A 6,979-nucleotide genomic window follows, 5' to 3' on the forward strand; every position below is an offset into this window, starting at 1 on the left:
ACCATATATGATTTAAAAGGGAGAGAACTACGATGAAAAAATTGAAATCACTCGGTCTTGTATCTGCAGCACTCTTATCCGTCAGCATTGCGCTCACAGGCTGCGGAACTGGCTCCAAAACAGAATCATCCCCCGCAGCATCCGCGACTGCTAATGGTTCCACACCGGCGGCATCAACAGCAGCAAGCACGACGCCTAAAGCTAACGGCGGCAAAGTAACCATTACGATTGGCGCATACTCCATTTTGAAAGAGTCCTTTGATGTCATCTTACCTAAATTCAAAGAGGCTTATAAACAAAAAACCGGCGTTACCGTAGAGTTCAACGAATCCTATGTCGCATCCGGCTCGCAAGCTACCGCGATTATACAAGGGTTTGAAGCGGACATTGCTCCCTTGTCCCTCGAGGGCGACATCCAAAAAATCGTAGAAAAAGGACTTATTACAAGCAACTGGAAAAACAATCAATTCAAAGGCTTCGTCACGGGCTCCATCACCGCAATCGGTGTGCGAGAAGGCAATCCAAAAGGGATCAAGGACTGGGTCGATTTGACAAAACCAGGCGTTGAAGTACTGATTCCGAACCCGAGCACATCCGGCGGCGCGAAATGGGATATTAACGGCCTCTACGGCGCCGGGCTGAAAGCGTCTGAAGCGGCTACCGGCAAGCAAGATCCTGCGGCTGCGAAAGATTTGCTCGCCAAAGTGTACAAAAACATCAAAGTGCTCGACAAGAGCGGCGCCGATTCCTTGGCGACCTTCGATAAAGGTGTAGGCGACGCAATCATCACATATGAGAACGAGCTCATCTCCCGTATTCAATCCGGTAAAAAATACGTTGAAGTCGTTCCGAACTACACAACATCCATCGAGAACCCTGTTGCGATCGTCGATAAATACGTCGACAAGCACGGCAACCGTGAAGCCGTTCAAGCGTTCTATGACTACCTGTTCTCTGTAGACGCGCAAACTGTTTTTGCAGAGAAAGGCTTCCGCTCTGTTCTGCCGGAAGTTGCGAAGAAATATGAGAAAAACTACACAACACCTGCCGGCCTGTTCAACATCGACTACCTTGGCGGCTGGGATAAAGTGAACAAAGAGCTGTACGGCAAAGGCGCTATTTGGGAAACAGTCCTCGCTGAGGGCGGCGCGAAGTAAGATGCGGAAAGACCCCTTCCGGGCCTTCAATGAGGCTCAGAGGGGGTCTTCTTCGATTAATCGTTTGACGTCACGCTCAGATGGCAAATCCTTCTCATCGAGTTGGGAGGCTTTCTGTTCATCCAAGCTTTGCCGGAGGTGCTGTTCATTGTGCCGTTGGATTTTTTGGCGACTCAACCTGAGAATAAGCGCTTGAGCATCCATTTTAATCAGAATAAGAAGCGTGATGATCAGCGTAAGATCGAACAGCACCATGCCTTCCATTTTGAAGAACACGGCAGCCAGAATATTCAGCGTCACCACGCATAAAAAAACAGATATGCCTCGCATGAACTTTCCCCTTTCCTCTATACGCGATCCGGATATTTCACCCGTTTCAGCTCCGCAACAATAATGATGGAAATAATGACAAGCATGAACCAGGACGTCATTTTCCCCCAGTGCACCATCTGCCAGACGTGCATCTGGTCCGGATACTTCCAAGCGCCGAAGAACGTAGAAATATTTTCAGCCAGCCAAATAAAAAAGGCAACTAGCACAAACGAAAGGATCATCGGCATGCTGTACCTGCGCGTCGTGACCGTAAATTCCACTCTCGTTCGATAAAACACGACGACGATCGCCGCAATCAGCAACCAACGCAGGTCAATCACATAATGATGCGTAAAAAAATTCGCATAGATAGCAATCGAAAGCACAACCGCAAGCCACGTGCGCGGCCAACGCACAAATCGCAGATGCAGCCTTTTCCACGCCTGACACACATAACTCGCAACGCTCGAGTACATAAAGCCGCTGTACAGCGGAACGCCCCACCATTTGGTCAGCGCCTCTTCTGGGTATGCCCAGGACCCCATATGGACTTTAAACAGCTCCAGGCCGAGGCCGATCAAGTGAAACAGCATGATTACTTTAACTTCGTCAATGCTCTCCCACCCGAACTTGACCAGCGCCCATTGGGCGAGCACACAAACGATCAGAATGAAATCATAACGATATGCGCCATGAAACGGCAACACTTTGGATAGAGCTAACGTGGCGAAAATAATAACGGGAAAAATGCAGCACAGGGATTCTTCCCACGTAAAAGCCCATAGTTCTCGGATGAAAGTTTTCATGCTTGCTCCTTGGTTATTGGGATAGGGAGTTGGGGACGAAGATTAAGGCTTCCCTGCATCAAAAAACGCCTGCATCTCCCTCACCCACGCTTCGTTGTGCAAATAATACACGCTTGCGATTGAATTGTTGGTAAAGCCGAGCTTCATGGTCTTTTTTTCGTACAAAGATACGCCATAGAGAAATCCTACTCGCCCTTCTTGGTTCGGATCAGGCGTTAGGGTAATCTGACTGACCGTCGTCAGCCATTTCTGTACGGCTGCAGCGTCATCGTAAATGTGAAGCTCTCCCGTCGAGCCGCTGCGTATTTCGATGCGGTCTACTTGCCGCAGGTCTCCGGGGTAGAGATCGGCAAGCGTTGTAGGACTCGGCTTAGGCTTGATCTCCTCCTTGCTGCAGCCTAGTGCAACCAACAATAAGACGAAGCATAAGGCCAAAAGGTTAAGTTTACGTCGCATGCATCCTCCACTTTTGAAAAAAGATGACTCCTCGATAGATATTGCCCATCTTACCATAGGATGACAGATCGCTTCACCAAATTTCTTATTGACAAAGGAGTGATAAAAGGATGATTCATATATTTATAATCCGATTGTTTTAGTTGTATTTATAAGCATCGACCGATCAACCGGGGGCACTGAGGATCCCTTAGTGCCTCCATTTTATTTATAAGGAGGCGTCGCCTAGACACCAGGTTACCATACTAATTCTTAGAAGCAACATCATATCGTATTTGGTCTACCTCATTCTGAGCATACCAAAATTCCAAAGTTTCTTTCCCATCAACATACCCAATTATACTTGAGCCTTGTTCCCATCTTGTATAATAGCTACCGCCATATAATTGCTTCACTTTGTCAATTGATTCTCCAATGCCTATTCCTTTGTTTGTTCGAAGTGGTTGAGTGTTTACAGTTGTCATACTAATGCGGATAATTTTATCGTTACCTTTTTGAGTAGCAACCATCAAACCATCATTTAATTCGTAGTAGTCAAACAGTGCATTTTCTTTTCTTTCATATTCCGTACCGTACTTAACAATAAACCAATCATCCTTCATACTTTGGTGTAACTTTAAGCCATTAATATTTTCATTACTCAAATTAGTATCCTTTGTAACAAGCGTGTAGAAGTATCTTGGAGAAAAATTCAATTTCATTGAACCCCAGAAATAGAGAGAACCTATAACGATTAGAAATAATATTGTAAATCCAAACCTCTTCTTCATTTGTTTCTCCCCTAAACGAAATTCATGGTATATTGGAACACCCATGATATTTTACCAAAATATTCAATATAAGTGAAATCCAAAATTTGTAGATTCCGCAATTCTGCCAAGTACTATGAAATCAATGATCATATTTGAAAACTCCAGTTTCCGACTAAGTAAATCACTTGTCATGTGACTCATTCATCGGCACCATAGCAAACTGCTTGCTTGCGCCACCACTCATAAATAAAACTCTTCTGCGCCCTTACTTAACTCTGCCGATGGGACTCAGAATTTGCGTGTAACGGTTATCACAGCGCCTATTCGCCCAGATTTCCGGAATTTCGTAAGGTAACGGATGCCATAGAGCTTATCTCACAAAAATCCGCCCGAAAACGCAGCTTTTCAGGGAAATAGGCGCTGCTGTAACCGTTACAGCGAAATCCCCCCACTTTTTGAGGAAATAAGCCCCGTGGGAACCGTTACGCAAAAAAATACCTGGCCGCGCCGCCACTCTATGGCGTCAGCATTGACTGAGGGCATGGCGCTGCTTCAAGGCTGCCTCTCCTTCCCCACCATGCCTACAAAAAAGCGCTGCACCGGAACCTCGTTCCCATGCAGCGCTTTTTACTTTATAACCGAGTATCCTTCCGCAGCTTGCGGGCTGTGAACCGGGCTTCCGCCGATTCGAACAGCTTCTTCTCTTCCTCGGTTTCGGGAATGATGCCCGGTACCGGCGTCGGCTGGCCATGCTCATCCAAAGCCACGAACGTCAGAAAAGCCGTCGCCGTGCGTTTCCGCTCGCCGGTCAGCAGGTTCTCGGATTCGATTTTCACGAAAACCTCCATAGAGCTGCGATGCGTCCACGTCACGAACGCCTCGAGTTGAATGGCCTCACCAAGCTTCACCGGCGCAAAAAAATCCAAGCTGTCGCTCGACGCCGTCACGACGGCTTTGCGGGAATGCCGCATCGAGGCGATGGTCGCCACTTTATCCATATACTGCATCACGCGGCCGCCAAAGACGGTGTTATGATAGTTCGTGTCTGCGGGCAAAATGATTTCGGTCAACACGGTTCGGGAGAGTCTTGCAGGTTTTGCGTCCATTGTGTATGCCTCCTGAGATGTCTTACCCACGACCCACGCCATGGTCCTCTTACTCGTACGAGATCGTCAGCTTGCTCGCCGCTTCCTTCGCCAACGCTCTCGCTTCTTCCACCGTCGCGCCGCTGCTCAGCGCAACCGCCATCCGGCGGCCCACCTTCGTCTCCGGCTTGCCGAAAATGCGCACTTGCGTATTCGGCACGGACAACGCTTCCGCCAAACCGCCGATTTGGTGCTCGACTTGCTCACGATCCGCCTTCAACGTATAACTTGCTCCCGGTGTCAAAAGACGGATGCCTGTGATCGGCAGTCCGAGAATCGCGCGAACGTGCAGCGCAAACTCTGACAGATCCTGCGTCGCCATCGTCACCATGCCGGTATCGTGCGGCCGTGGCGAAACTTCGCTGAAATAGACGCCTTTCGCCGTTAAGAACAGCTCTACGCCATAAATGCCGTAGCCGCCGAGGGCATCGGTAATCGTCCGAGCCATATGCTGCGCATCGGCAATCTGAGCTTCCGTCATGTCATGCGGCTGCCAGGACTCGATATAATCGCCGTCCTTTTGGATATGCCCGATCGGCTGGCAGTACGTTGTGCCCGATACCGAACGTACCGTGAGCAGCGTAATTTCCGACTCAAAATGAATGAACTCCTCGACGATCACACGTGCCTTCTTCGCACGTCCGCCTTCCATCGCAATGTTCCAGGATGCCTCCACATCTTCCGGCGTGCGGCATACGCTCTGGCCTTTGCCGGACGAGCTCATGATCGGCTTGATCACGCAAGGCGTGCCGATCTTCGCCACCGCCGCATGGAGCTCTTCCAGACTGTCGGCAAATTCATACGCAGCTGTGCGGAGGCCCAGCGTTTCCGAAGCCAGACGGCGGATACCTTCACGGTCCATCGTCAAGCGGGAAGCCGTGGCCGTCGGAATAACGCGATAGCCTTCTTGTTCAAGCTCAACCAGCGTCGGCGTAGCGATCGCTTCAATCTCCGGAACGATCAGATCCGGACGCTCCTGCTCAATCAACGCCCGAAGCTTGTCGCCATCCAGCATGGGAATGACATGGCTGCGATGAGCCACTTGCATCGCTGGCGCTCCCTCGTACCGATCGACCGCAATCGTCTCGATTCCGAGGCGCTGCGCCTCAATAACTACCTCTTTGCCAAGCTCGCCTGAGCCTAGCAGCATGATTTTCTTCGCTTTTTTCGATAATGGTGCTCCGTACACGCGATGGTTCCCCCTCAATCCTCTTCCAAATTTAACTCAACTTATGTAAAAAACATCCGCACCTGACGTCCGCTCTCCACAGAAGCGTCATGCGAGGTCAAATCTCCGCATCTATTGTACTGGATTTCGACAGGAAAAGATAGGGATGGGCCGTCCCTACATTTGAATCGACTTCAACAATAGTTTACGCAAAATGGGAACCAGTTGCTCATGCAGCTCCTCCACATTCGGCACAACAATCGAGCTGCGCCCGTAAATGTTGCTCATCGCCAGCCGCTGCGTTTCGTGAACCTTTCCATTTGCCAGAAAAATGGAAATCACCTCAAGACCCTGCCTCCGAGCCTGGACGACCGCTTCATGCGTGTCGAGGATGCCGACATCGTGGTAGTTCGCCGCCGACGGCTCGCCGTCGGAGAATACGAGCAGGATGCGCTGACGCTCCTGCCGCCGCAGCAGCCGGCGGGTCATCTCGCGAATCGCGAAGCCGTCGCGATTGTCCTGCTGCGGATCGAGCGCCATCAGCGCCGCGCCGCTGCCGACCGCGAAGCAGGTGTCGAACCCGATCGCCGCCTGAAACAGGTTCGGCGCCTCCTGCTCCGTCACGCGGTCCGCGTCCTCCCAGAATCCCACGATCTCGTGCGGGATTCGCAGGCTGCGGAGGGTCTCGTGGAACAGCACGAGACCGAGTTTTGTTTCGTCCATTTTGTCGTACATGGACGCCGAGCAGTCGACGAGCAGCGCGAACGCCGCGTCGAGCTGCGGGTCCGGGCCGCGCTTCTTGTAGAACAAGCGCGGCTGCTCGTCTGTAACGGCTCGTACAAGCTTCTTGTCGAGCCGCCCAAACAGGCGGTCGCCGCTCGGCGCGATCCGCTTCACTTCGAGCGTGCGCCGAATCGCACGCGTTAACGGCTTCGCGAGCGGCGCTGCGCGCTCGCGCAAAAGCCGGAACCCCGCCTCCTGCGCAGCAGTAGGCGGTTCCGGCGCCAACCAGGCCGCCGTCGCGAACGCGGCGGCCGCAGCCTCCCCGTGCCCGCCGCTCGCGGGCACGACCGCTTCGCGCCGCGCCGTGCGGGCGGCGCCGGTGCGCTTGGTGCGCTGCGAGCGCCCCTGGGCGAAGGAGAGCGCCTGATCGGCGGCATCGCCCTCGCGGGGCGCCGAACCC

The 6,979-nt window shown here is 51.9% G+C and carries 8 protein-coding genes; 1 reads left to right on the forward strand and 7 read right to left on the reverse strand.

Annotated features, from left to right (window positions below; all coding sequences use genetic code 11):
* Positions 1-32: 32 nt before the first annotated feature.
* Positions 33-1,157 carry a sulfate ABC transporter substrate-binding protein gene (locus tag ABE504_RS18360; protein WP_430091328.1) on the forward strand — a complete coding sequence of 375 codons (1,125 nt, stop codon included), beginning with the start codon at positions 33-35 and terminating at the stop codon, positions 1,155-1,157.
* A gap of 36 nt (positions 1,158-1,193) precedes the next feature.
* Here ABE504_RS18360 and ABE504_RS18365 read toward each other — a convergent pair whose 3' ends face one another.
* From ABE504_RS18365 to ABE504_RS18395, 7 genes are all read right to left on the reverse strand, one after another.
* Entirely contained in the window at positions 1,194-1,487 is a 294-nt protein-coding gene (locus tag ABE504_RS18365; RefSeq protein WP_430091329.1) for a hypothetical protein, read from the reverse strand.
* Between the two features lie 17 nt (positions 1,488-1,504).
* Positions 1,505-2,275, reverse strand: a complete 771-nt coding sequence (locus ABE504_RS18370) for a DUF817 domain-containing protein (RefSeq protein WP_430091330.1) — start codon at positions 2,273-2,275, stop codon at positions 1,505-1,507.
* 42 nt (positions 2,276-2,317) lie between these two features.
* Positions 2,318-2,731 (reverse strand): hypothetical protein, encoded by a 414-nt coding sequence (locus ABE504_RS18375; protein WP_430091332.1) that lies wholly within the window; start codon positions 2,729-2,731, stop codon positions 2,318-2,320.
* A gap of 245 nt (positions 2,732-2,976) precedes the next feature.
* On the reverse strand, positions 2,977-3,501 hold the full coding sequence (locus tag ABE504_RS18380) for a hypothetical protein (protein ID WP_430091334.1): 525 nt from the start codon (positions 3,499-3,501) through the stop codon (positions 2,977-2,979).
* A 614-nt stretch (positions 3,502-4,115) separates the two neighbouring features.
* On the reverse strand, positions 4,116-4,589 hold the full coding sequence (locus ABE504_RS18385) for an acyl-CoA thioesterase (protein ID WP_430091336.1): 474 nt from the start codon (positions 4,587-4,589) through the stop codon (positions 4,116-4,118).
* Positions 4,590-4,638: 49 nt separating this feature from the next.
* A complete protein-coding gene (purT, locus tag ABE504_RS18390) occupies positions 4,639-5,817 on the reverse strand; it encodes a formate-dependent phosphoribosylglycinamide formyltransferase (protein ID WP_430091338.1) in 1,179 nt (392 codons plus the stop codon).
* Positions 5,818-5,973: 156 nt separating this feature from the next.
* The coding region (locus tag ABE504_RS18395; RefSeq protein WP_430091340.1) for a vWA domain-containing protein at positions 5,974-6,979 on the reverse strand (1,006 nt) is incomplete at its 5' end.

Origin of the sequence: Paenibacillus oryzisoli (genome assembly GCF_050467285.1) — a bacterium.
In the GTDB taxonomy this organism is placed as follows: domain Bacteria; phylum Bacillota; class Bacilli; order Paenibacillales; family NBRC-103111; genus Paenibacillus_E; species Paenibacillus_E oryzisoli_A.

Coding starts and splice junctions, on each gene's coding strand:
- ABE504_RS18370 (WP_430091330.1), bottom strand. CDS start 2,275: ATGAAAACTTTCATCCGAGAACTATGGGCTTTTACGTGGGAAGAATCC.
- ABE504_RS18385 (WP_430091336.1), bottom strand. CDS start 4,589: ATGGACGCAAAACCTGCAAGACTCTCCCGAACCGTGTTGACCGAAATC.
- ABE504_RS18375 (WP_430091332.1), bottom strand. CDS start 2,731: ATGCGACGTAAACTTAACCTTTTGGCCTTATGCTTCGTCTTATTGTTG.
- ABE504_RS18365 (WP_430091329.1), bottom strand. CDS start 1,487: ATGCGAGGCATATCTGTTTTTTTATGCGTGGTGACGCTGAATATTCTG.
- ABE504_RS18380 (WP_430091334.1), bottom strand. CDS start 3,501: ATGAAGAAGAGGTTTGGATTTACAATATTATTTCTAATCGTTATAGGT.
- ABE504_RS18360 (WP_430091328.1), top strand. CDS start 33: ATGAAAAAATTGAAATCACTCGGTCTTGTATCTGCAGCACTCTTATCC.